The 26,102-nt window shown below is 61.8% G+C and carries 27 protein-coding genes; 2 read left to right on the top strand and 25 right to left on the bottom strand.

All coding sequences use genetic code 11. From position 1 onward, the window contains the following. Positions 1–166 precede the first annotated feature (166 nt). On the top strand, positions 167–1,738 hold the full coding sequence (fliK, locus tag MF4836_RS15490) for a flagellar hook-length control protein FliK (protein ID WP_078470998.1): 1,572 nt from the start codon (positions 167–169) through the stop codon (positions 1,736–1,738). Continuing rightward, positions 1,735–2,067 carry an EscU/YscU/HrcU family type III secretion system export apparatus switch protein gene (locus MF4836_RS15485; protein WP_078470997.1) on the top strand — a complete coding sequence of 111 codons (333 nt, stop codon included), beginning with the start codon at positions 1,735–1,737 and terminating at the stop codon, positions 2,065–2,067. The genes fliK and MF4836_RS15485 overlap by 4 nt, the downstream gene beginning before the upstream one ends. 43 nt (positions 2,068–2,110) lie before the next feature. Here MF4836_RS15485 and MF4836_RS15480 read toward each other — a convergent pair whose 3' ends face one another. The 25 genes from MF4836_RS15480 to MF4836_RS15360 all read right to left on the bottom strand — a co-directional run bounded on the left by MF4836_RS15480 (position 2,111) and on the right by MF4836_RS15360 (position 26,101). Then, entirely contained in the window at positions 2,111–2,503 is a 393-nt protein-coding gene (locus MF4836_RS15480; RefSeq protein WP_020299266.1) for a DUF2802 domain-containing protein, read from the bottom strand. Further along, on the bottom strand, positions 2,504–2,986 hold the full coding sequence (locus tag MF4836_RS15475; RefSeq protein WP_007922496.1) for a chemotaxis protein CheW: 483 nt from the start codon (positions 2,984–2,986) through the stop codon (positions 2,504–2,506). Positions 2,987–3,064: 78 nt separating this feature from the next. Continuing rightward, positions 3,065–3,946, bottom strand: coding sequence for a CheW domain-containing protein (locus tag MF4836_RS15470; protein ID WP_078470996.1), 882 nt, complete (start codon positions 3,944–3,946; stop codon positions 3,065–3,067). Positions 3,947–4,030: 84 nt separating this feature from the next. Continuing rightward, entirely contained in the window at positions 4,031–4,819 is a 789-nt protein-coding gene (locus tag MF4836_RS15465; RefSeq protein WP_020299268.1) for a ParA family protein, read from the bottom strand. A 51-nt stretch (positions 4,820–4,870) separates the two neighbouring features. Next, on the bottom strand, positions 4,871–5,755 hold the full coding sequence (gene motD, locus MF4836_RS15460) for a flagellar motor protein MotD (protein WP_078470995.1): 885 nt from the start codon (positions 5,753–5,755) through the stop codon (positions 4,871–4,873). A gap of 15 nt (positions 5,756–5,770) precedes the next feature. Then, on the bottom strand, positions 5,771–6,511 hold the full coding sequence (locus MF4836_RS15455) for a flagellar motor protein (RefSeq protein ID WP_020299270.1): 741 nt from the start codon (positions 6,509–6,511) through the stop codon (positions 5,771–5,773). Next, positions 6,511–7,647 (bottom strand): protein-glutamate methylesterase/protein-glutamine glutaminase, encoded by a 1,137-nt coding sequence (locus MF4836_RS15450; protein ID WP_020299271.1) that lies wholly within the window; start codon positions 7,645–7,647, stop codon positions 6,511–6,513. Before MF4836_RS15450 ends, MF4836_RS15455 begins: the two co-directional genes overlap by 1 nt. Before the next feature lie 47 nt (positions 7,648–7,694). Next, positions 7,695–9,959, bottom strand: coding sequence for a chemotaxis protein CheA (locus MF4836_RS15445; protein ID WP_078470994.1), 2,265 nt, complete (start codon positions 9,957–9,959; stop codon positions 7,695–7,697). 12 nt (positions 9,960–9,971) lie between these two features. Then, entirely contained in the window at positions 9,972–10,760 is a 789-nt protein-coding gene (locus tag MF4836_RS15440) for a protein phosphatase CheZ (protein WP_020299273.1), read from the bottom strand. A 30-nt stretch (positions 10,761–10,790) separates the two neighbouring features. Then, positions 10,791–11,162, bottom strand: coding sequence for a chemotaxis response regulator CheY (locus MF4836_RS15435; protein ID WP_003183998.1), 372 nt, complete (start codon positions 11,160–11,162; stop codon positions 10,791–10,793). Positions 11,163–11,328: 166 nt separating this feature from the next. Further along, a complete protein-coding gene (gene fliA / locus MF4836_RS15430; RefSeq protein ID WP_020299274.1) occupies positions 11,329–12,069 on the bottom strand; it encodes an RNA polymerase sigma factor FliA in 741 nt (246 codons plus the stop codon). Next, positions 12,066–12,896, bottom strand: a complete 831-nt coding sequence (gene fleN, locus MF4836_RS15425; protein ID WP_020299275.1) for a flagellar synthesis regulator FleN — start codon at positions 12,894–12,896, stop codon at positions 12,066–12,068. Before fleN ends, fliA begins: the two co-directional genes overlap by 4 nt. A gap of 119 nt (positions 12,897–13,015) precedes the next feature. Beyond that, positions 13,016–14,335 carry a flagellar biosynthesis protein FlhF gene (gene flhF, locus MF4836_RS15420; RefSeq protein ID WP_078470993.1) on the bottom strand — a complete coding sequence of 440 codons (1,320 nt, stop codon included), beginning with the start codon at positions 14,333–14,335 and terminating at the stop codon, positions 13,016–13,018. A gap of 11 nt (positions 14,336–14,346) precedes the next feature. Then, entirely contained in the window at positions 14,347–16,476 is a 2,130-nt protein-coding gene (gene flhA, locus MF4836_RS15415) for a flagellar biosynthesis protein FlhA (RefSeq protein WP_020299277.1), read from the bottom strand. A 206-nt stretch (positions 16,477–16,682) separates the two neighbouring features. Continuing rightward, a complete protein-coding gene (gene flhB, locus MF4836_RS15410) occupies positions 16,683–17,819 on the bottom strand; it encodes a flagellar biosynthesis protein FlhB (RefSeq protein ID WP_078470992.1) in 1,137 nt (378 codons plus the stop codon). 2 nt (positions 17,820–17,821) lie between these two features. After that, the gene (fliR, locus tag MF4836_RS15405) at positions 17,822–18,604 is read right to left on the bottom strand and encodes a flagellar biosynthetic protein FliR (protein WP_078470991.1); all 783 of its coding nucleotides are present in this window, start codon (positions 18,602–18,604) and stop codon (positions 17,822–17,824) included. A 3-nt stretch (positions 18,605–18,607) separates the two neighbouring features. Next, on the bottom strand, positions 18,608–18,877 hold the full coding sequence (gene fliQ / locus MF4836_RS15400; protein ID WP_078470990.1) for a flagellar biosynthesis protein FliQ: 270 nt from the start codon (positions 18,875–18,877) through the stop codon (positions 18,608–18,610). A gap of 23 nt (positions 18,878–18,900) precedes the next feature. Further along, on the bottom strand, positions 18,901–19,617 hold the full coding sequence (fliP, locus tag MF4836_RS15395) for a flagellar type III secretion system pore protein FliP (protein ID WP_078470989.1): 717 nt from the start codon (positions 19,615–19,617) through the stop codon (positions 18,901–18,903). 197 nt (positions 19,618–19,814) lie between these two features. Then, complete coding sequence (gene fliO, locus MF4836_RS15390) at positions 19,815–20,210, bottom strand: flagellar biosynthetic protein FliO (protein ID WP_207202405.1); 396 nt, start codon at positions 20,208–20,210, stop codon at positions 19,815–19,817. Positions 20,211–20,255: 45 nt separating this feature from the next. After that, on the bottom strand, positions 20,256–20,717 hold the full coding sequence (gene fliN, locus MF4836_RS15385) for a flagellar motor switch protein FliN (RefSeq protein ID WP_043230301.1): 462 nt from the start codon (positions 20,715–20,717) through the stop codon (positions 20,256–20,258). A 68-nt stretch (positions 20,718–20,785) separates the two neighbouring features. After that, positions 20,786–21,754 carry a flagellar motor switch protein FliM gene (fliM, locus tag MF4836_RS15380; RefSeq protein WP_020299284.1) on the bottom strand — a complete coding sequence of 323 codons (969 nt, stop codon included), beginning with the start codon at positions 21,752–21,754 and terminating at the stop codon, positions 20,786–20,788. A 9-nt stretch (positions 21,755–21,763) separates the two neighbouring features. Beyond that, the gene (gene fliL / locus MF4836_RS15375; protein ID WP_078470987.1) at positions 21,764–22,264 is read right to left on the bottom strand and encodes a flagellar basal body-associated protein FliL; all 501 of its coding nucleotides are present in this window, start codon (positions 22,262–22,264) and stop codon (positions 21,764–21,766) included. 289 nt (positions 22,265–22,553) lie between these two features. Then, entirely contained in the window at positions 22,554–23,912 is a 1,359-nt protein-coding gene (locus MF4836_RS15370; protein ID WP_078470986.1) for a flagellar hook-length control protein FliK, read from the bottom strand. A gap of 107 nt (positions 23,913–24,019) precedes the next feature. Beyond that, complete coding sequence (locus tag MF4836_RS15365; RefSeq protein ID WP_078470985.1) at positions 24,020–24,364, bottom strand: Hpt domain-containing protein; 345 nt, start codon at positions 24,362–24,364, stop codon at positions 24,020–24,022. Between the two features lie 30 nt (positions 24,365–24,394). Next, positions 24,395–26,101 carry a fused response regulator/phosphatase gene (locus MF4836_RS15360; RefSeq protein ID WP_078471273.1) on the bottom strand — a complete coding sequence of 569 codons (1,707 nt, stop codon included), beginning with the start codon at positions 26,099–26,101 and terminating at the stop codon, positions 24,395–24,397. Between the last annotated feature and the right edge of the window lies 1 nt (position 26,102).

The following is a 26,102-nucleotide window of genomic DNA, read 5'->3' as shown; positions in this document are numbered from 1 at the left end:
GCTGTCGAGCGGCCGTTAAAGAGGTGCAGAATAAATGCATTGGCAGCCGGTTCTAGAGAGCTGCGTCAAACATTTGCCATGTTTTTACCGCGCATCCAAAGACGGGCGGCATTATACATGTGATGCCCTACTCTAAAGAGGGCTAATTTCCTCAGGTTGTGTCCAGATGTCAGGTGAAATCAACATCCTCCCGCTGCCCCAGGCGACGCCCTCCGCCACGCGCGCGCCCGGTGTCGGCAGTGAGCTGCTCAAGCTGTTGCAGCCCATGGAAGGCCTGATCGCCGCCGGCCAGACTGCCCGCGCCGAAGTCCTGTCACTTAAGCAGGCGGACCAGACCTTCGAGCTGTTGCTCAAGGTCACCCTCGACAGCGGCAAGCAGACCACGATTCAGGCCACCAGCAACCAGCCATTGCCCCAGGGCACCAGCCTTGCCATCAGCCAGCCGTCCGCCGGCAACCTGGCGATCAGCGTGCAGCAGGCCCTGGCGTCCAGCGTCGCCACCCTGACCCGCCTCGATACCGCGCAACTGCCGGTCGGCACCCTGCTGCAAGGCAAGGTCCTGACCAGCCAGGTGCTGCCCCAGGCCGCCGGCCAACCGGCGGTCTACCGCTCCCTGGTGAGCCTGCTCAACACCGCCCTGAGCGGCAGCACCCTGAGCATCGACAGCCCTCAGCCGCTGCGCATCGGCAGCCTGTTGAGCGCCATGGTCCAGGATGCCCAGACGTTGAATTTCGTGCCCCTGAGCGGACGCCAGGAGCAATTGGCAATCGCCCAGCAACTGAGCACCCAGCAAAGCCGCCAGGCCTCGCTGACCGGGCTGCTCAGCGCCCTGCAGAATCTGCCGGCCGACGATGCCACCTCCAATGACCTGCGCCTGGCCGTGGACAAACTCCTGGCCGGGCTCCCCGACCTGCAACAACTGAGCAATCCCAAGGGCCTGGCACTGGCGCTGGCCAATAGCGGCATGTTCCTGGAAGCCAAGCTGCTGGCCGGGGACAACCCGGTCCAGCCCCCGGACCTCAAGGGCAACCTGCTGCGCCTGATCGCGCAACTGGCCCCGGCGCTCCCCACCGGCAGCAACTTCAACGCGATCATTGCCGCCAACACCCTGGCCCAGGTCCTGCCGAGCTTTGTGCGCAGCGCCCTGGGCACCCTCGGTCAAGTCAGCGCCAAGCCCCAGCCAGGCGGCTTCCCCCTGCCCTCGCGGCTGCTGCAGAGCCTGGAGGGCGAAGGCGACCTGGAACACCTGTTGCGCCTGGCCGCGGCAGCCGTGTCGCGCCTGCAAAGCCATCAACTGTCCAGCCTGGAGCAAACCGGCCTGACCGATGACGGACGCCTGCAAACCACCTGGCAACTGGAAATCCCCATGCGCACCCTGCAAGACATCGTGCCGTTGCAGGTCAAGTTCCAGCGCGAAGAGCCCGTAGAGCCGGAACCCAACGAAAAACGCGAAGAACGCGAACCCAAGCAGGCACTGTGGCGGGTCGAACTGGCGTTCGATCTTGAGCCATTGGGGCCGCTGCACGTGCAGGCGCAATTGATTCAGGGCCGGCTATCCAGCCAGCTGTGGGCTGAACGGGCCTATACCGCGAGCTTGATCGAGAGCCACCTGGGCAGCCTGCGCGAGCGCCTGCTGGCTTCAGGCCTGACGGTGGGCGATCTGGATTGCCACCTCGGCACCCCGCCCCAGGGCACGAAAACCCGATTGGAACAACGCTGGGTCGACGAAACCGCATGAAAAACCCCAACACTCCCCGCCAAGCCATCGCCCTCAAGTACGACGGCCGGCAAGCCCCGACCCTGACCGCCAAAGGTGACGATGCCCTGGCCGAAGCGATCCTGAAAATCGCCCGCGACTATGAAGTGCCGATCTACGAAAACGCCGAGTTGGTGAAGCTGCTGGCACGGATGGAGTTGGGGGACAGTATCCCCGAGGAGTTGTATCGGACCATCGCCGAGATCATTGCCTTCGCCTGGAACCTCAAGGGCAAGTTCCCGGCGGGGCATGATCCGGATGCGGTGGCGCAGGAGAAGGATGTAACACCGGACAGCAGCCGCCAGCTGTAAGCCACAAGCTTCAAGCTAAAAACTGGCAGCTTGCGGCTTGCAGCTAGTTTTTATGCAACTTGCTCATCAGCTCGGCTTCGGCCTGGGTCAGGCCGCAGGACTGGGTCAGCTCATCGACGCTGGCCCCCATGCCCACCAGGCGCGCGGCCTGGGCAAACGACAGGCTGGAAGGATCACGCTGCTCCAGCTGCGCCAGTTTGTCCGGCAGCGGCCCGACCACGGCGCGCAACTCGTGCAAGTCTTCGCCCATGCGCACCGTACCGTTCTGGTAATTGTCGACGCGCCGGGAGAGTTCCTTGATGCGCTGGTCTCGCAGCGCATCGCCCTCGGCCTGCTGCGCGGCAATCTGCCGCTGGTTGCGGGTATAGGACACAAACAGCGCCACAGAGGCTATCCAGAGGATGGCCAGGACAATCACTGCAACCTCAAGAATCAATCAGATACTCTCCAGTTCCGACCATTCTTCTTCGCTCATCATCTTGTCCAGCTCAACCAGAATCAGCAGTTCGCCGTTCTTGTTGCACACGCCCTGGATGAACTTGGCCGACTCTTCGTTACCGACGTTAGGTGCGGTTTCGACTTCCGACTGACGCAGATAAACCACTTCCGCCACGCTGTCGACCATGATCCCGACCACTTGCTTGTCAGCTTCGATGATGACGATACGGGTGTTGTCGTTGACCTCGGTCGGCACCAGGCCGAAGCGCTGGCGGGTGTCGATCACGGTGACCACATTGCCGCGCAGGTTGATGATGCCCAGCACATAGCTCGGCGCACCCGGCACAGGGGCGATTTCGGTGTAGCGCAGGACTTCCTGGACGCGCATCACATTGATGCCGTAGGACTCGTTATCCAGCTTGAAGGTTACCCATTGCAGGATCGGATCTTCGGAACTCTGTGCAGACGACGACTTATTCATACCCCTGACCCCTCAAAAAACCGTTGAAAACGGTGTGTGTTCTATCGGGCAACGCCACCGGCGCCGCCTGTTATTTGTCTATGTCGGCTTGTTGGCCGGTTTGTTGAAGGCCATCTGCTTGGCGCCGCCGCTGGCGATCAGTTCTGCCAATGCGGCGACGTCGAGCAAGGCACACATGTGCTCGATCACCGTACCGGCCAGCCACGGACGTTGGCCGCGATGGCTGCGCCATTTGATTTCATTGGGGTCCAGGCGCAACGAGCGGCTGACTTGATGCACCGCCAGCCCCCACTCGTAGCCCTGCACCGAGATCACGTATTGCAGGCCCTGGCGGAAATCATCGCGATAGCGATCAGGCATCACCCAACGCGCAGTGTCCAGCACCTTCAGGTTGCCAGCCTGGCTCGGCAGGATGCCCAGGAACCATTCCGGCTGGCCGAACAGCGGCGTCAACTCCTGGCCAGCCAGGGAGTAGATCGAACCCAGGCACACCAGCGGCACTGCCAGGGTCAAACCGGCAACGTCGAACAGCAGGCATTCGAACGGCTCGGCGGCCCAGCTGGGGCGGTCGTCACCCACCACGGGTGGCGGCGTATTGCTGGGCGGCAAATGCACTTCGACCACCGGCGCCACCAATGCCTGGAGCATCGGCGCGACCGGTGAAATCGACGGCAGGACCGGCGCTGGCGCGTCCAGCACAGGCGCCACCACAGGAGCCGCCTTGACCTGAACTTCGGTACGCGCCACCGGCGGCGCGGCCTTGATCACCTTGGCGTCATGGGCCTGCTCTTCGAGCACCGCCAGCTGGAACTCGTCCAACTCCGCGACGGGCTCTTCGATCACGGCCACAGGGGGCGCCAGCGGTGCCGCTTCTTCTTCGGTCGCGTCCTGCAACAGCGCGTCCAGATAGGACTGCAGCGCCAGTTGCGGTCGGCTTTTTATGTCCAGAGGACGGTTCATATGAATGCCCATGGAGCGACCCCGACACAGTGACCTGTAGGGGTTATCGGCAAGATCGGGGTCCGGCTTGAATGAAGACGCACGTCAGGCCACCTGCGCGACAAGCTGTTGCGCCAGCAGGTGCTTGAGCAGCGCCCGATAGGCCAGGACGCCACGGCTCTTGCCGTCGAACTGCGAAGGCGTCAGGCCGGCCCGGCTGGCATCGCGCAGGCGGGTATCGACCGGGATGTAGCCCTGCCAGATGTCGTCGGGAAACTTGTCACGCAATACCCGCAGAGTGCCCAGGGAAGCCTGGGTACGACGGTCGAACAGGGTCGGCACGATGGTGAATGGCAGCGCCTGCTTGCGCGAACGATTGATCATCGCCAGGGTATTGACCATGCGTTCCAGGCCCTTGACCGCCAGATGCTCGGTCTGCACCGGGATCACCAACTGCTGGCTGGCCGCCAGGGCATTGACCATCAACACCCCGAGCAGCGGCGGGCTGTCGATCACGGCGTAATCAAAATCCTGCCACAGCTGCGCCAGGCTCTTGGCAATCACCAGGCCCAGGCCGCTCTGCCCCGGCGACTGGCGCTCAAGGGTCGCCAGCGCGGTGCTCGATGGCAGCAGGGAAATACGTTCATCGCTGGTGGGCAGCAGGAGCTGGCCCGGCAGATCCTGGGGCACGCTGCCCCGGTGCAGGAACAGGTCGTAGCTGCTGTGCTCCAGGGTGTCGGGGTCGTAACCGAAGTAACTGGTCATCGAGCCGTGGGGGTCGAGGTCAACCACGACCACGCGCTTGCCCGCCTCGGCCAGCAAGCCGGCTAAAGCGATGGAACTGGTGGTTTTACCGACACCACCCTTTTGATTGGCGACTGCCCAGACTCTCATTCGGATTGTTCCTCTCGACAAGCCAGAAGACCGGCCGAGAAATAGCACTAGTTATAAAGCGGGTGACGGAGAATTGACGGCGCTCTGTCGTACCGGCGTCTTGACCTGGGTTGGTGCAGTTTGTGTGCCAGCCCGCTTCAATGCGGCATCGGGCGTCGCATTGGCGGTGCCGGTACCGGTCAGGCTGCGCCGTACATCGAGGTTGCGCGATACCACCAGCACCACCCGGCGATTGCGCGCCCGGCCTTCGGCGGTGGCATTGTTGGCCACCGGCTGGAACTCACCATAGCCGACCGATGCCATGCGTGCGGGGTTGACCCCCTGCATGGCCAGCATGCGCACGATACTCGCCGAACGGGCCGAGGACAGCTCCCAGTTGGTCGGGTATTGGGCGGTCTGAATCGGCTGGTTATCGGTAAAACCTTCGACGTGGATCGGGTTGTCGAACGGCTTCAGAATCGCCGCCACCTTGTCGATGATGTTGAACGCCAGGTCGCTGGGCATGGCGTCGCCGCTGCCGAACAACAGGCTGGAATTGAGTTCGATCTCGACCCACAACTCATTGCCGCGCACGGTCATCTGGTTGGAGCTGATCAGGTCGCCAAAGGCTGCGCTGATATCGTCGGCGATGCTCTTGAGCGGGTCGCTGCCCCCGGAAATACCGGCATCGGTCTCGTCGCTGTCCTTGACCAGCGGCTTGGCCGGGGTCACGGTCTTGGGCCGCTCATCGCCGATGGGAATCGGCTTGAGGGCCCGGTCGGAGTCGGTGAATACGCCGACCAGCGCTTCGGAAATCACCTTGTACTTGCCTTCGTTGATCGACGAGATCGAGTACATGACCACGAAAAACGCGAACAGCAAGGTGATGAAGTCGGCGTAGGACACCAGCCAGCGTTCGTGGTTGACGTGTTCTTCAGGCTTGCGGCGACGGGCCATGCTCCATTCCTCCCATCAATCCATGAAGCCTTGCAGCTTCAACTCGATGGAACGAGGGTTCTCACCTTCGGCAATCGACAGGATCCCTTCCAGCAACATTTCGCGATAACGCGACTGCCGCAAGGCAATCGACTTGAGCTTGGCCGCCACCGGCAGCAGCACCAGGTTGGCACTGGCCACGCCGTAGATGGTGGCGACAAAGGCCACGGCAATGCCGCTGCCGAGCTGGGACGGATCGGCGAGGTTGCCCATCACGTGGATCAGGCCCATCACCGCACCGATGATGCCGATGGTCGGCGCATAGCCGCCCATGCTTTCAAAGACTTTGGCCGCTTCGATGTCGCGGCTTTCCTGGGTGTAGAAGTCCACCTCCAGGATGCTGCGGATGGCTTCCGGCTCGGCGCCGTCCACCAGCAGTTGCAGGCCCTTGCGCGAATAAGCATCGGGCTCGGCATCGGCGACGCCTTCCAGGCCCAGCAGGCCCTCCTTGCGCGCGGTCAGGCTCCAGTTGACGACCCGATCGATGCCGCCGGGCAGATCGACCCGGGGCGGGAAGAGGATCCAGCCCAGAATCTGCACGGCACGCTTGAATGCGCTCATCGGCGACTGCAGCAAGGCCGCACCGATGGTGCCACCCAGCACAATCAGCGCCGCCGGACCGTTGGCCAGGGCCGACAGGTGACCACCTTCCAGGTAATTGCCGCCAATGATGGCGACAAACGCCATGATGATCCCGATAAGGCTCAAGACATCCATCAGATACAGGCCTCGACCAGATGCCTGCCGATGTCGTCCAAGCCGTACACCGCGTCTGCGAGGTCGGCTTTGACGATGGCCATTGGCATGCCGTAGATCACGCAGCTGGCTTCATCCTGGGCCCAGATCGCGCTGCCGCCCTGCTTGAGCAGGCGTGCGCCTTCGCGACCGTCGGCGCCCATGCCGGTGAGCACCACCGCCAGAACTTTGTCACCGTAGGACTTGGCCGCCGAACCGAAGGTGATATCCACGCAAGGCTTGTAGTTCAGACGCTCGTCGCCGGGGAGGATTTTCACCGCGCCGCGGCCGTCGATCATCATCTGCTTGCCACCGGGTGCCAGCAGGGCCAGGCCCGGACGCAGGATGTCGCCATCCTCGGCTTCCTTGACGCTGATCCGGCACAGCTTGTCCAGACGCTCGGCAAAAGCCTTGGTGAAGGCCGCTGGCATGTGCTGGATCAAGACGATCGGTGCCGGGAAGTTGGCCGGCAACTGGGTCAAGACCCGCTGCAAGGCAACCGGACCGCCAGTAGAGGTACCGATGGCCACCAGTTTGTAGGCTTTGCGCTTCGGTGCCGGCGACGAAGCGCTGGCCGCCGGAGCCCGGGCAGGCGCAGGAGCCGGTGCGGACGGACGCGGCGCAGCACTGCTGCTGCCGAAGCTGCTGATACCCGATGGCGCAGGCGCCGGGGCGGCAGCCGGCTGCGGAGCCGGAGTGCTGTAGCTGCTGAAACGACGGTTACTGCGCGAGATGCTGTGGACTTTCTCGCACAGCAGCTGCTTGACCTTCTCGGGATTGCGCGAGATGTCTTCGAAGTTCTTGGGCAGGAAGTCGACCGCACCGGCATCCAGCGCATCGAGGGTTACCCGGGCGCCTTCATGGGTCAGCGAGGAAAACATCAATACCGGGGTCGGACAGCGCTGCATGATGTGCCGCACCGCCGTGATGCCATCCATCATCGGCATCTCGTAGTCCATGGTGATCACGTCCGGCTTGAGTGCCAGGGCCTGATCGATCGCCTCTTTGCCATTGGTCGCCGTACCGACGACCTGGATGTTCGCATCCGCTGAAAGAATTTCCGAGACGCGGCGGCGGAAAAACCCCGAATCGTCCACCACCAGGACTTTGACTGCCATAAACACTCCGTTAGGCGGGGCGAGGCAAATCGCCCCGCCACCCCGAATCAAATACGCCGTGCGGCGTAACGCTTGAGCATGCTTGGAACATCGAGGATCAGTGCAATGCGGCCGTCACCGGTAATGGTGGCGCCGGACATGCCCGGGGTCCCTTGCAGCATCTTGCCCAATGGCTTGATGACCACTTCTTCCTGGCCGACCAGTTGATCGACGACAAAGCCGATCCGCTGGGTGCCCACCGAAAGGATCACCACATGGCCTTCACGCTGCTCTTCATGAGCGGCGGAACGGACCAGCCAGCGCTTGAGGTAAAACAGTGGCAACGCCTTGTCGCGCACGATCACCACTTCCTGGCCGTCGACCACGTTGGTGCGCGACAGGTCCAGGTGGAAGATCTCGTTGACGTTGACCAGAGGGAACGCAAACGCCTGGTTGCCCAGCATGACCATCAGGGTCGGCATGATCGCCAAGGTCAACGGCACCTTGATCACGATCTTCGAGCCCTGGCCCTTGGTCGAGTAAATATTGATCGAACCGTTGAGCTGGGAAATCTTGGTTTTCACCACGTCCATGCCCACGCCGCGTCCGGAGACGTCGGAGATCTCGGTCTTGGTCGAGAACCCCGGGGCGAAAATCAGGTTGTAGCACTCGGTGTCGCTCAGGCGATCAGCGGCATCCTTGTCCATCACCCCACGCTTGACCGCAATGGCGCGCAGCACATTCGGGTCCATGCCTTTGCCGTCATCGGAGATCGACAGCAGGATATGGTCGCCCTCTTGCTCAGCGGCCAGGATCACCTTGCCACCGCGCGCCTTGCCCGAGGCTTCGCGCTCTTCCGGTGACTCGATACCGTGGTCGACCGCGTTGCGCACCAAGTGGACCAGCGGGTCGGCCAGGGCCTCCACCAGGTTCTTGTCGAGGTCGGTTTCTTCGCCGACCAGCTCCAGGTTGATCTCTTTCTTCAGCTGCCGCGCAAGGTCGCGAACCAGGCGCGGGAAGCGCCCGAACACTTTCTTGATCGGCTGCATCCGGGTCTTCATCACCGCGGTCTGCAGGTCAGCCGTGACCACGTCGAGGTTCGACACGGCCTTTTGCATGGCTTCATCGCCGCTGTTGAGGCCCAGGCGCACCAGGCGGTTACGCACCAGCACCAGTTCGCCGACCATGTTCATGATCTCGTCCAGGCGTGCGGTATCAACCCGTACGGTGGTCTCGGCTTCACTGGCGGGTTTTTCTGGCGGTGGCGCTGCGGCGGCACGTGCCGGAGCAGGTGCTGCAGCGGCCGCTGGAGCCGCAGCCTTGGGAGCTTCGGCCTTGGGCTCGGGCTTTTTCGCCACAGGCTTGGCCGCCACCGCAGCCGCGGTCGCAGCGGCTGGAGCGGCAGAACCGGCACCCGCCACCTCGGAAAATTTGCCCTTGCCGTGCAATTCGTCGAGCAGGGATTCGAATTCGTGATCGCTGATCAGGTCGCTGCCGGCTGCAGCCGCAACGGGCGCGGCAGCTGCCGGTACCGAAGCGACGGCAGACTCGAGCGCGTCCACGGCAAAGTTGCCCTTGCCATGCAACTGATCGAGCAGTGCTTCGAATTCATCATCGGTAATTTCGTTGCTGTCGCTGGCACCCGGCGTCGCTGCTTTCGCCGCGGCAGGTTCGCTCGCTGCAACGGCATCCGGGGCGAACTGGCCCTTGCCATGCAACTGGTCGAGCAAGGACTCAAACTCGGCATCGGTGATTTCGTCGCTGGCCGCATCGCTGCTGGCCACCGGAGCAGCCGCAGGCGCCTCGGCTTCGGCCTTGGCGGCGTTGAGCGAGTCCAGCAGCAGCTCGAATTCGTTATCGGTGATATCGCCCGATTCGCTTTCAGCCACCGGCTCGGCCACCGCTTCAGCCACTTCGGGCTCCGCTGCCACCTCTACCGCAGCCGCAGGCTCTGCCAGACGCGCCAGAGCCGCGAGCAGCTCCGGAGTCGCTGCCGTGACCTGGGTCCGTTCGCGGACCTGGCCGAACATGCCGTTCACCGCGTCCAGCGCTTCGAGCACCACATCCATCAGCTCCGAGTCGACACGACGCTCACCCTTGCGCAGGATGTCGAAGACGTTCTCGGCGATGTGGCAGCACTCCACCAGCTCATTGAGCTGGAGGAAGCCGGCGCCCCCTTTAACAGTGTGAAAACCGCGAAAAATTGCATTGAGCAGATCCGCATCATCCGGTCGGCTTTCCAGCTCGACCAGTTGTTCGGACAGTTGCTCTAGAATCTCGCCGGCCTCAACCAGGAAATCCTGAAGGATCTCTTCATCGGCGCCGAAGCTCATTAATGGGTGCTCCTAGAATCCAAGGCTGGAAAGCAAATCGTCTACATCGTCCTGACCGGACACAACGTCTTCACGTTTATCGGCATGAATCTGCGGACCTTCACCCTTGGCGAGATGTTTTTGCGGATCTTTTTCAGCCAGGATCGATTCGCGGTCATGTTCGATGCCCGCAAAACGGTCGACCTGGCTGGCCATCAAGACGAGTTTGAGCAGATTGCTTTCGACTTCCGTGACCAACTGGGTCACGCGCTTGATCACCTGGCCCGTGAGGTCCTGATAATCCTGCGCCAACAGAATGTCGTTGAGATGGCCGGAAACGGTCCGGGTCTCCTGTTCGCTACGCGTCAGGAAACTGTCGACGCGCCGTGCCAGCTCGCGAAACTCTTCAGCCCCGACTTCGCGACGCATGAAGCGCCCCCAGTCAGCGCTCAAGGCCTGGGCATCGTTGCTCAGGCCGTTGACCAGCGGGGTGCTGCTTTCCACCAAATCCATGGTGCGATTGGCCGCAGCCTCGGTCAGCCTGACCACATAGGACAGGCGCTCGGTGGCATCCGTGATCTGTGAAACTTCCTCGGCTTGCGGCATATGCGGGTCAATCTGAAAATTGACGATCGCGCTATGCAGCTCGCGGGTGAGCTTGCCGACTTCCTGATACAGGCCGCGGTCACGGGTCTGATTGAGCTCATGGATCAGTTGCACAGCCTCGCCAAACTTGCCTTTTTCAAGGCTCTCGACCAGTTCGTGGGCATGTTTTTTCAGGGTCGATTCAAAATCGCCCAATGAAGATTCGTTATGCTCCATAGCTCCCCCGTGGCGCAATGTCTTCGCGCATCAACCGATGCGTTCGAAGATTTTTTCGATCTTCTCTTTCAACGCCTGAGCCGTGAATGGTTTCACTACGTAGCCATTGACGCCGGCCTGAGCCGCTTCAATGATCTGTTCACGCTTGGCCTCGGCAGTCACCATCAGCACCGGCAGGTGCTTGAGCTTCTCGTCGGCGCGCACGTGGCGCAGCAAATCGATACCGGTCATGCCAGGCATGTTCCAGTCCGTTACCAGAAAGTCGATGCTCCCGCTGTTGAGGACCGGAATGGCGGTAGTACCGTCATCGGCCTCGACCGTGTTGGTGAAACCCAGGTCACGCAACAGGTTTTTTATGATCCGCCGCATCGTTGAGAAGTCATCAACGATGAGGATTTTCATGTTCTTGTCCAATTCGACCTCCAAGCAGTCTTAAACGCGCCCAGCACCTGAACGCGCCATTCAATCAATACGACGTAACACTCAACGACTGCATGGAATACACACTGCAAGACCGGTGCGGCATCACGCCTTACCGGTCCCGTTCGCAGTGTCCCCACACTGCCTGTCAGCGCGCTCGCCACTCCCCCAAACGCCCCCGCAAGCGGGCCGCGCACTGGCTGTGTAACTGGCTGACCCGCGATTCGCTGACCCCCAGGACCTCACCGATTTCCTTGAGGTTCAGCTCTTCGTCGTAGTACAGCGCCAAGACCAGTCGCTCACGCTCCGGCAAATTGGCAATCGCGTCCGCCAGCGCCGCCTGGAAGCGTTCATCTTCCAGATCGCGTGACGGCTCGAGATGAGCACTCGCGCCATCCTCATGCAGCCCTTCATGCTCGCCGTCCTGCAAAAGGTCGTCGAAGCTGAACAGGCGGCTGCCCAAGGTGTCGTTCAAAATCCCGTAATAATCGTCGAGGCTCAATTCAAGTTCGGCCGCAACTTCGTGATCTTTAGCGTCACGACCGGTTTTAGCTTCAATTGAGCGAATGGCATCACTCACCATCCGTGTATTGCGGTGTACTGAACGTGGCGCCCAATCGCCCTTGCGCACTTCGTCGAGCATCGCCCCACGAATACGAATCCCGGCATAAGTCTCGAAACTTGCGCCCTTGCTCGCATCGTACTTGGTCGACACTTCGAGCAAACCGATCATCCCGGCCTGGATCAGGTCTTCGACCTGGACACTGGCCGGCAGCCGTGCCAGCAGGTGGTAGGCGATACGCTTGACCAGAGGCGCATAGCGCTCGATCAATTCATATTGGCTGTCACGTGCCGACTTCTTGTACAGGTTGTAGCCGCTGGCTGTCATAGCACCGGTCCTGCTGTTTGCTGCACTAGCCGCTCGACAAAAAACTCCAGATGCCCACGTGGGTTGGCAGGCAACGGCCAGGTATCGACTTTTTGCGCAATGGCCTTGAACGCCAGCGAGCACTTCGAACGAGGAAAGGCTTCATAGACCGCACGCTGCTTTTGCACGGCCTTGCGTACGCATTCGTCGTAAGGAACTGCACCGACGTATTGTAAGGCCACGTCCAGGAAGCGATCCGTGACCTTGGTCAACTTAGCGAACAGATTGCGACCCTCCTGCGGGCTTTGCGCCATGTTGGCCAGGACCCGGAAACGGTTCATGCCGTAGTCGCGATTGAGCAGTTTGATCAGCGCGTAGGCGTCAGTGATCGAGGTCGGTTCGTCGCAGACCACCAGCAGAACTTCCTGGGCCGCGCGGACAAAACTGACTACCGAGTCACCAATACCCGCAGCGGTGTCGATGACCAGCACATCGAGGTTGTCGCCGATATCACTGAAAGCCTGGATCAGGCCGGCATGCTGGGCCGGGCTCAGGTGCACCATGCTCTGGGTGCCGGAGGCGGCAGGCACGATACGGATCCCGCCCGGGCCCTGGAGCAGCACGTCGCGCAGCTCGCAGCGGCCCTCGATGACGTCAGCCAGGGTACGTTTGGGGGTCAGGCCCAGCAGGACGTCGACATTGGCCAGGCCCAGGTCGGCGTCCAGCAGCATGACGCGCCGGCCGAGCTCAGCCAGGGCCAGTGACAAGTTCACTGACACGTTAGTCTTGCCGACGCCACCCTTGCCGCCGGTCACCGCAATCACCTGTACGGGATGCATGCTGCCCATGTTCTTTCTTTACCTTGTCTTACTTAGACGGGGCCACATAACTGGCTGCGCGTTCACCGTTGGAACAATGCATGGCAGACCATCGATGTAGATACGGTGCAATCTCTTCATGACCACCCTCATCCAACCCGTTTTGCGGGGTTGTGATAGAGGTCCGCGAACATATCGGCCATGGCTTCTTCGCTGGGTTCTTCCTGCATCTGCACGCTCACTGCGCGGCTGACCAACTGGTGCCGACGCGGCAGGTGCAGATCGTCAGGAATCCGTGGCCCATCGGTCAGATAGGCAACGGGCAACTCATGACTGATCGCCAGGCTCAACACTTCACCGAGGCTGGCCGTTTCATCCAGTTTAGTCAGGATGCAACCGGCCAACCCGCAGCGCTTGTAGCTGTGATAGGCGGCGGTGAGCACCTGTTTCTGGCTGGTGGTGGCCAGGACCAGATAATTCTTCGATTTGATCCCGCGACCGGCCAGGCTTTCGAGCTGCATGCGCAGGGCCGGGTCGCTGGCTTGCAGGCCGGCGGTATCGATCAGCACCACGCGCTTGCGCAACAGTGGGTCGAGCGCCTGCGCCAGGGACTGGCCCGGGTCGACATGGGTCACCGACACATTGAGAATCCGCCCCAGGGTCTTGAGCTGTTCCTGGGCACCGATACGGAAGCTGTCCATGCTCACCAGCGCGATGTTGTGCGCGCCGTACTTGAGCACATAACGCGCCGCCAGCTTGGCCAGGGTGGTGGTCTTGCCCATGCCGGCAGGGCCGACCATGGCGATCACACCGCCTTCTTCCAAAGGCTCGACCTCAGGGGTCACGATCATCCGCGCCAGGTGCGCCAACAGCATGCGCCAGGCCTGACGGGGTTCGTCGATTTCAGTCACCAGCGCCAGCAGGTCACGGGCCAGGGGGCCGGACAAGCCGATGCGCTGCAGGCGACGCCAGAGGTTGGCCTGCTCCGGACGACTGCCTTGCAGCTGACTCCAGGCCAGGGAACCGAGCTGGACTTCCAGCAGTTCGCGCAGGCCATTGAGTTCGAACCGCATCGAATCGAACGCCCGCTGGTCAATGCCGTCTGCCGCGACAGGGGCCGGCGCCGGACGGTGCGGCTCGGAAAAAGTCGGCTCGATCAGCGGCTCGGCTGCCGTCAGTGGCAGGCCTGCGAACAGCTGACGATTGGTCATGGCATCGCTGTCGCCACGCAGGCTCAATTCCGCCTGGGCGGTCACGATCCGCGACTGGGTCTTGCGCAGCTCATCCTCGAGCTCCATGTTCGGCACGCGCGGCGCCAGCGCCGACAGCTTGTAGTCGAGGGCAGCCGTCAGCTCGACACCGCCAGCAATACGGCGGTTGCCGATAATGGCGGCCTCTGCGCCCAGCTCATCACGAACCAGTTTCATGGCCTGACGCATATCGGCGGCGAAAAAACGCTTAACTTGCATAACCCGTTACCTCAGCCGTTGGGCCCTACTGTCGCAACGATGGTCACTTGTTTGTTGTCAGGGATTTCCTGGTACGCCAACACATGCAAACCGGGGACTGCCAAACGTCCAAACCGTGAAAGCATTGCGCGTACCGGACCTGCCACCAACAGAATCACCGGTTGACCTTGCATCTCTTGACGCTGCGCCGCATCGATCAGCGAACGTTGCAGCTTTTCAGCCATGCTTGGCTCCAGCAGAACGCCTTCTTCCTGGCCTTGTCCTGCCTTCTGCAGACTATTGAGCAATATTTGTTCCAACCTTGGTTCCAAGGTGATCACAGGCAGCTCGGACTCAGTGCCTACAATGCTTTGGACGATGGCACGCGACAATCCGACGCGGACTGCGGCCACCAGAGCGGCAGTATCTTGACTCTTGGCGGCATTGTTCGCGATGGCCTCGGCAATGCTGCGAATGTCCCGTACCGGCACCTGTTCGGCGAGCAACGCCTGCAGCACCTTGAGCAACTGCGACAGCGACAGCACGCCCGGCACCAGCTCCTCGGCGAGTTTCGGCGAGCTCTTGGCCAGCAATTGCATCAACTGCTGGACTTCCTCGTGGCCGATCAACTCGCTGGAGTGCTTGTACAGAATCTGGTTGAGGTGAGTGGCGACCACGGTACTGGCGTCGACCACGGTGTAACCGAGGGACTGCGCCTGGGCCCGTTGGCTGATCTCGATCCACACCGCCTCCAGGCCAAAAGCCGGATCCCTGGCGGTGATGCCATTGAGCGAGCCGTAGACTTGCCCCGGGTTGATCGCCAGCTCGCGATCAGGGTAGATCTCGGCCTCGGCCAGGATCACCCCCATCAGCGTCAAACGGTAAGCGCTAGGCGCCAGGTCAAGGTTGTCGCGGATGTGCACGGTCGGCATCAGAAAGCCCAGGTCCTGGGACAGCTTCTTGCGCACGCCCTTGATCCGCGCCAGCAACTGCCCACCCTGATTGCGATCCACCAGCGGGATCAGGCGGTAACCGACTTCCAGGCCAATCATGTCGATCGGCGTCACGTCATCCCAGCCAAGCTCCTTGGTTTCCATGGCCCGAGCCGGCGACGGCAGCAGTTCCTGCTGGCGCTTGACCTCTTGCAAAGCCTGGACCTTGACCACGTTGTGCTTGCGCCACAGCAGGTAAGCGGCGCCACCAGCCACCGCCGCCATGGTCAGGAATGAAAAGTGCGGCATGCCGGGCACCAGGCCCATCACCGCCATCAGGCCGGCAGCGACTGCCAGGGCCTTGGGCGAGGTGAACATCTGGCGGGTGATCTGCTTGCCCATGTCTTCGGAGCCCGAAGCACGGGTCACCATGATCGCCGCCGCAGTCGACAGCAGCAGTGATGGCAATTGCGCCACCAAACCGTCACCGATGGTCAGCAAGGCGTAGACCCGACCGGCGTCACCGAAGCTCATGCCGTGCTGGAAGATACCGACCGCCATGCCGCCGATCAGGTTGATAAACAGAATCAGCAGGCCGGCAATGGCGTCGCCGCGCACGAATTTGCTGGCACCGTCCATCGAACCGTAGAACTCGGCCTCTTGCGCCACTTCCTGGCGGCGCAGCTTGGCCTGGGGCTGGTCGATCAGGCCGGCGTTGAGGTCGGCGTCGATCGCCATCTGTTTGCCGGGCATCGCATCGAGGGTGAAGCGTGCGCTCACCTCGGAAATCCGCCCGGCACCCTTGGTCACCACGACGAAGTTGATGATCATCAGGATCGCGAACACCACGATACCGACCACGTAGTTACCGCCGATCACCACCTCACCGAAGGCCTGGATCACCTTGCCGGCCGCGGCATGGCCGTCCTGGCCGTGGAGCATCACCACCCGGGTCGACGCCACGTTGAGCGCCAGGCGCAGCAGCGTGGCCACCAGCAGGATGGTCGGGAACACGGCGAAGTCCAGCGGACGCAGGGCGTACACGCAGACCAGCAGGACCACAATCGACAGCGCGATGTTGAAGGTGAAGAACACGTCCAGCAGAAACGGCGGGACGGGCAACATCATCATCGCCAGCATGACCAACAGCAACACCGGCACACCCAGATTGCCCCGTCCGAGGTCAGTCAGGTTGCTGCGAGCGCTGTTGAATAACTGAGTACGATCCACCGGTTTTCCCCGTTCCTTAAGCAAACTTTTGACGCCTGAAAGCGCCGCAGGACGGGTATTGCAAGAAGCCTTCCAACTTTTGCCCATGCGACAAAAGGCCCGCTAAGTCGCGGGCCGAAGAGCTAATGAAGGACGCCGGGAACGGCGAAGGGGCAGATACAGGCCATATGCCATTTGGCGGGCCGTGCCGCCAATCACCTCTGACGTCAGGAGTCGCGCCGCAAATCCGGCGGAATCGGCAGATCCTTGAGCGGATCCGGGCGCTTGCCCTTGCCCGCGCGGTGCTGACGGATCTGGTAGACGTACGCCAGTACCTGGGCCACCGCCAGGTACAGGCCGGCCGGGATCTCTTCCTCAAGCTCGGTGGAATAGAAGATCGAACGCGCAAGAGCCGGCGACTCCAACAGCAGCACCTCGTTGGCCACCGCAATCTCGCGGATCTTCAGCGCCAGGAAATCGCTGCCCTTGGCCAGCAGCACCGGCGCCCCGCCCTTCTCGGCGTCGTACTTGAGCGCCACGGCGTAGTGAGTCGGGTTGGTAATGACCACGTCGGCGTCGGGAATCGCCGCCATCATCCGCCGCTGAGACATCTCGCGCTGCAACTGGCGAATGCGCTGCTTGACCTCCGGCCGCCCCTCGTTGTCCTTGTGTTCGTCGCGCACTTCCTGCTTGGTCATCAGCAGTTTCTTGTGGCTCTGGTAGAGCTGCACCGGCACATCGACCGCGGCAATCAGGATCAGCCCGCAGGCCATCCACAACGCGCTCCAGCCCACCAGTTGCAGGCTGTGGACCAACGCCCGTTCCAAAGGCTCGTGAGCAATTTGCAGCAGGTCGTCGATGTCCGACGAGAGCACTGACAACGCCACAAACAGCACCAGCAGAAATTTGGCCAAGGCCTTGAGCAACTCGATCAGCGCCGTCGAGGAGAACATCCGCTTCAGGCCACTGGCAGGATTCATGCGACTGAACTTCGGTGCCAGACTCTTGCCGGCAAACAACCAGCCGCCGAGGGAAATCGGACCGATCACCGCCGCCAGAACCAAGGTTAGCAGCACCGGCTGCACCGCCAGAATCGCGATCTTGCCCGAATGCAGCAGGTAGCGAGCCATGGCTCCGGTGTCGAGTACCACTTCGCGCGGCAGGGAAAAATTCAGGCGCATGATTTCTTGCAGATCCAACGCCAGGCCGCCGCCATAGACCAGCAGAGCACCAGTTCCCGCGAGCATGATCGCAAGGGTGTTGAGCTCCTTGGAACGGGCAATCTCCCCCTTCTCACGGGAGTCCTTCTTGCGCTTGTCCGTGGGGTCTTCTGTCTTGTCCTGACCGCTCTCGCTTTCCGCCATGGCTAACGCGCCTGAGCCAGACTGCGTAACAGCTGCAAGGCTTCAACGGCCAGCGGCTGGTACTGATTGAGGATATCGCCGAGGGTGACCCAGAAAATCACCAACCCCAGCACCAGGGTCAAGGGAAAGCCGATAGAGAAGATGTTCAGTTGCGGCGCGGCGCGGGTCATGATGCCAAAGGCGATGTTCACCACCAGTAGTGCAGTGATCGCCGGCAACACCAGCAGCATCGCCGCTCCCAGCACCCAGCCGAGCTTGCCTGCCAGCTCCCAGAAATGATTGACCAGCATGCCGCTGCCCACCGGCAAGGTGGTGAAGCTTTCGGTCAACACCTCGAACACCACCAGATGGCCGTTCATGCCCAGGAACAGCAAGGTCACGAGCATGGTCAGAAACTGTCCGATCACCGCCGCCGAGACGCCGTTGGTAGGGTCGACCATGGAGGCGAACCCCATACCCATCTGAATCGAAATGATCTGCCCGGCCACCACAAAGGCCTGGAAGAACAGCTGCAGGGAAAAGCCCAGCAGCGCGCCGATAATCACCTGTTCGCCGATCAACAACAGCGCGCTCAAGTCCAGCGCGCGAACCTCGGGCATCGGCGGCAAGCCAGGCACCAACACCACAGTGATTGCCACCGCGAAATACAAACGCACCCGCCGCGGCACCAGAGTCGTACCGAAGATCGGCATGGTCATCAGCACCGCCGTGATGCGAAACAGCGGCAGCATGAAGGTCGCGACCCAGGTACTGATCTGGGTGTCGGTCAACGCCAGCAAGGACATGGGTCAGCCGATCAACTGCGGAATACTGCCGTACAGCTGCAGGATGTATTCCATGAAGGTCTGCACCAGCCAGGGGCCGGCGACGATCAGCGTGATCAGCATCACGATCAGGCGCGGCAGAAAGCTCAAGGTCTGCTCGTTGATCTGGGTCGCAGCCTGGAACATCGCCACCACCAGCCCCACCAGCAGACTGGGGATCACCAGCACCGCAACCATCATGGTGGTCAGCCACAGCGCTTCGCGAAACAGGTCTACCGCAACTTCAGGAGTCATTGTGCATTACCCGAAAACAAGGTTTAGACACCACCGAAACTGCCCGCCAAGGTGCCGATGATCAGGGCCCAGCCATCCACCAGGACGAACAGCATGATCTTGAACGGCAGGGAAATGATCAGCGGCGACAGCATCATCATGCCCATGGCCATCAGCACACTGGCCACCACCAGGTCGATGATCAGGAACGGGATGAAAATCATGAAACCGATCTGGAACGCGGTCTTCAGCTCCGAGGTGACAAAGGCCGGCACCAGGATGGTCAGCGGCGCCTGATCAGGGGATGCAATGTCCGTGCGCTTGGACAAGCGCATGAACAGCTCCAGGTCGCTGCTACGGGTCTGCGCCAGCATGAAGTCCTTGATCGGCACCTGGGCCTTGGCCACCGCATCCTGAGCCGAGAGCTTTTCCGCGAGGTAAGGCTGCAGCGCATCCTGGTTCACCCGGTCAAATACCGGGGCCATGATGAACATGGTCAAGAACAGCGCCATGCCGGTGAGAATCTGGTTCGACGGCGTCTGCTGCAAACCCAGGGCCTGACGCAGAATCGAGAAGACGATGATGATCCGGGTGAAACTGGTCATTAGCATGACGAACGCCGGGATAAAACTCAGCGCGGTCATGATCAGCAGGATCTGCAGGCTGACCGAGTACTCCTGCTGGCCGTTGGCCCCGGTACCCAGGGTAATGGCCGGAATCGACAGCGGGTCGGCCGCAAACACCAACGGCGCGGCCAGCATCAGCGCCAGGGTCAAGAGGATGCGCGGCAGGCCGCGTGAGAACGTAGCGGACGAAGGAAAGACAAGGCAAAAACAGGCGAGGACGCGGAGTTTACAGGCGGTAAATGAGCAGTCCGAGCCTGTTTTTAACGCAGAATTTCGCACGTGCGACGAAGGAGCGCAGCCTGGAGTAGTTATCACGGGGCCTGACAATGCCATTACTTCCTATCCTTCTGATCCTTGCCCAACAGCTCCATCAGGCGCTGGGCAAACTCGGGTGTCGCCTGCTCGGTACTGGGCACCTGCACCGGCTCTTTCATCACGTGCAAGGCGGTGATGCTGCCCGGCGTCAGGCCAAGCAGGATCTGCTCGTTGCCGATCTGCACCAGCAGCAGCCGATCACGTGGCCCCAGGGCTCGGGAGCCGATCAGGTCGATCACCTGGCCCTTGCCCGCAGGCCCAGCCCGTTGCACACGGCGCAGCAACCAGGCCAGGAAGAAAATCAGCCCCAGCACCAGCAACAGACCCAGCACCAGCTGACTCAATTGCCCGGCCACGCTGCCACTGCCGACAGGCAAAGGCGCGGCGGTCGACGCTACGGGCTCGGCCGCCATGACCATGGCCGGCAGGGCCAGCAACACACCGAGAAACCTTTTCACTTAGCGCAGCTTCTTGATGCGTTCGCTGGGGCTGATCACGTCGGTCAGGCGGATGCCGAACTTCTCGTTGACCACAACCACTTCGCCATGGGCGATCAGGGTGCCATTGACCAGCACATCCAGCGGCTCGCCGGCCAGACGATCGAGCTCGATCACCGACCCCTGGTTGAGCTGCAACAGGTTGCGAATATTGATATCGGTGCTGCCCACTTCCATGGAGATCGACACTGGAATATCCAGGATCACGTCCAGGTTCGGGCCTTCCAGGGTCACGGGCTCGTGGTTCTTCGGCACGCTGCCGAATTCTTCCATTGGCAGGCGACCGGGGGCCGACGCGTTGCCGGCATCGGCGGCCAGCAAGGCATCGATATCGTCCTGGCCAGCGTCACCGGTTTCTTCCAGGGCCGCAGCCCACTCATCGGCCAGGGCCTGGTCGTCTTGGGAATTCATATCGTTAGCCATCATTTGTCCTCGGCGGGCAACTCTTCAATCAGAAGCAGTCGTTTAAAAGCAAAAGAGTGAGGCGCCGATTAACGGCGCCCGATCGGCTCGACCACTTGCAAGGCCAGATTGCCCTTGTGGGAGCCCAGCTTGACCTTGAAGGCCGGCACGCCATTGGCGCGCATGATCATTTCGTCCGGCAATTCAACCGGGATCACATCACCCGGCTGCATGTGCAGAATGTCCCGCAGGCGCAATTGGCGGCGGGCCACGGTGGCGCTCAGCGGCACATCGACATCCAGCACGTCTTCACGCAGCGCCTTGCTCCAGCGCTCGTCCTGGTCATCGAGGTCGGACTGGAAGCCGGCGTCGAGCATCTCGCGCACCGGCTCGATCATCGAGTACGGCATGGTCACGTGCAGGTCGCCGCCACCGCCGTCGAGTTCGATATGGAAGGTCGAAACCACAATGGCTTCACTCGGGCCGACGATGTTGGCCATGGCCGGGTTCACTTCCGAGTTGATGTACTCGAAATTGACTTCCATGATCGCCTGCCAGGCCTCCTTCAAGTCGATGAAGGCCTGCTCCAGCACCATCCGCACCACACGCAACTCGGTCGGGGTGAACTCGCGACCTTCGATCTTGGCGTGACGGCCGTCGCCGCCGAAGAAGTTGTCCACCAGCTTGAACACCAGCTTGGCGTCGAGGATGAACAAGGCGGTGCCGCGCAAGGGCTTGATCTTCACCAGGTTGAGGCTGGTAGGCACGTACAGCGAATGCACGTACTCGCCGAACTTCATCACCTGCACACCGCCTACCGCCACATCCGCCGAACGGCGCAGCATGTTGAACATGCTGATACGGGTGTAACGGGCAAAACGCTCGTTGATCATTTCCAGGGTCGGCATGCGTCCACGGACGATGCGATCCTGGCTGGTCAGGTCGTAACTTTTGATGCTGCCGGGCTCGGCAGCACTATCGGTCTGTACCAGACCATCATCGACACCATGCAACAGCGCATCGATCTCATCCTGGGACAGCAGGTCCTGCACGGCCATGTCGAGTTCCTACTGCAGTACGAAGTTAGTGAAGAGCAACTGTTCGACCACCACTTTGCCGACCTCTTTCTGCGCCACTTCCTGCACGCTGGCGGTGGCCTTCTGGCGCAGCATTTCCTGGCCGACCGGGGTCGCAAGGGTGTCAAAGCTCTGCCCAGAGAACAGCATCACTAAATTATTGCGGATCACCGGCATGTGGACTTTGAGCGCATCCAGATCGGCCTGGTTACGCGCCAGCAGGGTAATGCTCACCTGCATGTAACGCTGCCGACCGTTCTGGTTGTAGTTGGCCACAAAGGCTGGCGCCATGGGCTCGTAGATCGCCGCCGGCTTGACGTTGCTGGCTGCTTCCGGGGTCGGTGCAGGCTTGCTCTGGGCACTGTGCATGAAGTACCAGGTTGCCCCGACGGACAAGCCGATCGCCAACAACAAAGCGACAACAATCAAGAGGATAAGCTTGAGTTTGCTTTTCCCTGCGGGGGGTTTCTCTGCTGCTTCGCTCTTCGCCATGCCAATAATCCGTCACTATTCGGGTTTTCACAGTTGCACGCCTAGGCAAGAGCAAGTGTTATGCCAGATTTGTCAGAACGGTCATTGCCCCGCTACACGCCAGGCCGTCGCGGCCGCCAGTAGCTGGCGATAGCCGTGATGAAAGACGGTGTGTCTCGGGGGGGAGATGGCGCCTTGGGCGGACAGCGCAGCCTCCGGCAGCAGCTACAACGGTCGTGATATTCGGGAGGCGACGCCGCTCGCGCGGGTCAGGGCGACCCGCACGGCGAACAAGGTGGCGCGCTGGGCGTCAGGCGTAATAGTCCACGGCACTGGAGCCAACCACCGACGTGGTGCTGGCGGCAATTTCCGCGATGCCCTGGGGCGTTTCATCATCCATGGCGTCCAGGCGACCACCATTGGAACTGCTGCCACTGCTGCGGTTCTGGCCTTGCTGGGCCTGCTGCTCCTGACCCTGCCAGCCACGGGACTGATCAGACACGTTGACGTCAACCTGCCCCATGCCCTGCTGGCTGAACATATCCCGCAGGCGGTGCATCTGCCCTTCCAGAGCCTCACGCACACCGGCGTGGGCACTCATGAAGCTGACCTGGGTCTGCTGGTCCGGAATCATGTTGACCCGGATGTCCAGACGCCCCAGCTCAGCCGGTTGCAACTGAATCTCCGCCGACTTGAGGTTGGTGGCGGAGAGGTACATGACCCGGTTCACCACTTCTTCGGTCCAGCCGCTCTGGTGCATGGCCAATGGTTGATTCACCGGGATGGCATTGGCAGTCTTGGGCGTGGCCGCCTGAGTCAGTGCCGCCAGGCGGTTGGCGAAATCGTCGACCCGGGTATCGCTGGAGGCGCTTTTCAGGTCTTTCAGGCCATCGTCGATCAGGCCGCTGAAGGCCTTGTCGCCGCCTTGCTCGGTACTGTCCTTGGCCGACTGCAGGTCAAGCATGCCTGCCATGCCATTGGCGAAGTTCTGTGCCGAAGTCGGCTCGGCATCGGTAAGCGTCGCCGGCGCGTTTTTAGGTTGCGCCTGGCTGCTCGCCGACACATGCCCACCCTGCTCCATGGCCAGGCGCACGGCCGGCAAGGCATCGAGCGGATCGGCTTCGGGATCGAACGCAGGCTCGGCCGCCACCGCCGGCGCGGCATTGTTCACCGTCGCCGCCACCAGAGGCGTCACTTCAACCTCTGGCGGCGTGGCCACCGGAGCCGGCGCCGCTTCAGCCACCACTACCGGAGGCACGGCTTGCGCGGCTTGCAGCAGGGCCGGGTCGAGGGTCGGATCCACGGGCAGCGCATCGGCCACCGGCGTATCGCTGGCGCTCGAATCGTCGCTGGCGGTTTTGTCGTCACTGCTGGCAGCCTTGTCGGCAGGCAAGGATTTGCCGCTATCGGCAACCGCAGGCTCGGGGGCGGCAGCCTTGTCGCTGGCGACATCCTTCTTGGCGCTGGTGTCCGCGCCCTTGTCGCGCGCCGGTTTGAGCGGGCCATCACTGGCGCTCTGGGCCTTGCTTGGGGACTGGTTGGCGTACACCTGGGCGAAGCTTGAGGCCTTATCCCCGGGCTCAGGAGCATTCGCCACAGTATTGGCGGACGCGGCTTGAGTCTTGGCCTGCGTAGCGGCCTGAAGAAGCAGATTGGGGGCAAGTGGCATAACACGGTCTCCGCTGCACTGGGATCGTAGGTACAGGTAGAAGACAAGACTGCAAAGGTCGAGCCAGCTTTTGCCCTACCCCGATAAATTCCCCAGCCACGAAGCCTTCAGCAGTGAAAGCGCTGCCGCTCCTGCTCGCACAGGCTGCGGACAATGGCGAACTCACCGTCGATTTCGCCGACCAGTTTTTCGATCCCCGAAAGCGACGGCTGTTTGGCGCGCTGCTCCAGCTCATGGCACAACCGCGCCAGGCGAATCGCGCCCATATTGCTGCTGCTGCCCTTGAAGCTGTGGGCGGTGGCGACCAGTTCGCCGGCATCGTCGGCGTGGCGCAGCACGCGCAGGCGCTCCTCGGAATCACACAGGAAGGTCTCCAGCAGCACCGGATACTCCTCCTCCATGACCTCCTGCAATGCGCTCAATACGTTGTGGTCCAGATGAATCTCAGCCACTTGTTCACTCCTTGATCAAGAATCGACGAATTATGCCTGAGCCTCCCAGGAAAACTCCACGCAGGCACTGCGACCATCGTCTGACCAACTGGCCCGGCGGCTCAGTTGCCGGACCAGGCTCACCCCACGCCCGGAAAGCCGGTCGGTGTCGTGAGGCCTGGCCATGACCCGTTCGATATCAAACCCCTTGCCACTGTCTTCGACCCGGATGGTCAGGCAACCGCCGGTCGCTTGTGGAACCACTTGCAGATGCACCCGGACAAAGCCTTCCTGCAACTCGGCCAGACGCGCGCCACGCTCACGGTAGTAACGGGCAAACCCCTGGGCGTCTCGCTTGAGGCTCGAGTCCAGGCCCAGTACCCCGTGCTCCAGGGCATTGGAATACAACTCGGCCAGCACACTGTAGAGCGCCCCGCTCTGGGCCCGCAGCCCATGCACCTCCAACAGCAATTGCAACAGATACGGCAACGGGTTGTAGCGCTTGAGAGTGGCCGCGCGAAATTCGAAACTCAGCGACCAGTCCAGGGGACACGACTGGCCGCTGTCGGAATACACCAGGCTCGGCGGCCGCAGTTGCGTCGGCTCCAGCAGGCCGACTTCGACCATGCTCACATCATCACGCACCTGGCCGCCAAAATCGGCCAGGGCCTGCTGGATTTCCTCGAACAGGCTGTCGACGTGCCGGTTGGCGGCAAACACCTGCTGCAAGCGCTCGGCGCCAAATAATTGATCGTCGGCATCGCCGGTATCGATGACCCCGTCGGACAGCAGGAACACCCGATCCCCCCGTGCCATGGGCCAGACCTCGGTGCGATCGTCAAAAGCTTCCGCCCCGAGCACACCCAGGGGCAGATGCCGGGACACCAGCGGCGTGCGCACCCCGCTTTCCAGGCAGTGCAGGTAGCCATCGGGCATGCCGCCGTTCCAGACCTCCACTGCGCGCCGCTGAAAACTCAAGCTGAGCAGGGTCGCGCAACAGAACATGTCCACCGGCAGGATGCGCTTGAGCTTGGCATTCATCTCGCGCAGGGTTTCCGCCAGGCCATAGCCCTTGGCCGTCATGCCATAGAACACTTCGGCCAGGGGCATGGCGCCAACCGCCGCGGGCAAGCCGTGCCCGGTGAAATCCCCGAGCAGAATATGCATGTCGCCGGCCGGGGTGAACGCCGCCAGCAGCAGGTCGCCATTGAATAGCGCGTAGGGCGATTGCAGATAGCGGATATTCGGCGCGTCGAGGCAGCCGGAGTGCGCCACCTTGTCGAACACCGCCTTGGCCACCCGCTGCTCGTTGAGCAGGTAGTCGTGGTGACGGATGATCTGGTCACGCTGCTGCAGCACCGTGTCCTGCAAGCGGCGCAGGCGATCCATGGCCTTGATCTTGGCCGCCAGGATTACCGGGCTGTAGGGCTTTGCCAGAAAGTCGTCGCCGCCCGCCTCCAGGCAGCGGGCCAGGCCTTCACTCTCGGTCATCGAGGTCAGGAAAATAATCGGCACCAGCGCTTCGCCTGCCAACTGCTTGATCTGCCGGGCCGCTTCGAAACCGTCCATCACCGGCATGATCGCGTCCATCAGCACCAACTGCGGCCGCTCGCGCTCGAACAGCGCCACCGCTTCGGCGCCATTGGCGGCGGTCAGCACTTCATGCCCCTGGCGGCGGACGATGCTCGATAGCAACAGGCGATCGGCAGCGCCGTCCTCGGCAATCAAGACACACAACGGCCGCGCCATCGAACGCATA

This window comes from Pseudomonas sp. MF4836 (genome assembly GCF_002018875.1).
Classification (GTDB): Bacteria; Pseudomonadota; Gammaproteobacteria; order Pseudomonadales; family Pseudomonadaceae; genus Aquipseudomonas.
The sequence above is the reverse complement of the archived record's forward strand: the minus strand, read 5'-3'. Positions and strand labels throughout refer to the sequence as shown.